We start from the raw sequence: 1,062 nt of genomic DNA on the forward strand, positions 1-1,062 counted from the left end.
ACAGCATTATCGGTTTGGTCGATAAAATTGATAATGTCCTTTTCTTCTAATAAAGGACCAGATTTAGCGAGATTTTGTTCTTCATTTTCGCACATCACTAAGAGAATTTCATCAGAATTTATAAACACTGGTTTATTCACAAATGCCTCCATATCAAAATATTTAAATACATTTTGAAAAAAAACGCCTTGACATAGGTTTTTTTTTTCGGGGTATGGTGCAGTGATAATTGTATTTTATGCACAAGTCAATTAAAATTTTGCATAAAACGCAAAAATAAATCTTAAAATATATAATTAAATTATGCGCTATCCACAATTTGGGAGATGTTTATGAGCGATATAGATAAAAAAATAGAATCTGTTTTTTCATTATTCAATGAAAAAGAGCAGTTAATTATTACTTATTTTGTTTTTAATTTTTTTAATAATTCAAGAAAATCAAGCACCGCTTCTTTGTCAACTGGATCAAGTGATGCACATATTTTCATAAAATCTAAGTCTACTTCTTTGTAAAAACTGGGGGGAGGTTCGTTAAAAAATTCAGAAATCTTTACTAGTTCATCTATGGTTATATCTCGCGTTTTACCATTTTGATAGGTATTAAGCATGCGATTCACTGCTGATGGGTGTAGTTCTAAATGTGATGCTAATAATGTTTGTGCGCCGTGTCCTCGTTCGTTAAGACGCTCTTTAATCCATAGCTTAAGTTTGGACTGAATATCTTGTTCCATGGTTCGTATAATCCTTGAAAATATATTTTTATGCAAATGTGCAAAAATGATAAAAAAGCATAATTTCGTTGACTTGTGCATAAAACGCAATTATTTATTGCGCTGTTATGGAGATTACATATGCCTTCGAGATTAATTATAAAATATTTAGGTGGTTTCAAAACTGTAGCAACCATAGTGCAAAGAGATGTGTCATCTGTTTATAGATGGCGTGACATGCCAGCAAAACACCAGCAAAAAATTTTAGATTACGCACGTGATCATGGGATAGATTTGCGTCCAGAAGATTTTTTTTATCCCGAGCGCTTGCAGAGATTAATGCAAGAGCA

Annotated in this window: 2 protein-coding genes; one reads left to right on the top strand and one right to left on the bottom strand. The window is 31.8% G+C overall.

Features of this window, described 5'->3' with window-relative positions; genetic code table 11:
- Positions 1–403 precede the first annotated feature (403 nt).
- Positions 404–733, bottom strand: a complete 330-nt coding sequence (locus tag ACFINZ_RS09885; protein WP_208439714.1) for a helix-turn-helix transcriptional regulator — start codon at positions 731–733, stop codon at positions 404–406.
- Positions 734–853: 120 nt separating this feature from the next.
- Here ACFINZ_RS09885 and ACFINZ_RS09890 point away from each other — a divergent pair.
- Positions 854–1,062: hypothetical protein (locus ACFINZ_RS09890; protein WP_375701424.1), on the top strand; the 209-nt coding region annotated here is incomplete at its 3' end.

It is taken from the genome of Bartonella sp. AA81SXKL, from assembly GCF_042196945.1.
Taxonomy (GTDB): domain Bacteria; phylum Pseudomonadota; class Alphaproteobacteria; order Rhizobiales; family Rhizobiaceae; genus Bartonella.

Bases quoted from the DNA above. Each gene is read 5' to 3' on its own strand.
- ACFINZ_RS09885 (WP_208439714.1), bottom strand. From the start codon at position 733: ATGGAACAAGATATTCAGTCCAAACTTAAGCTATGGATTAAAGAGCGT.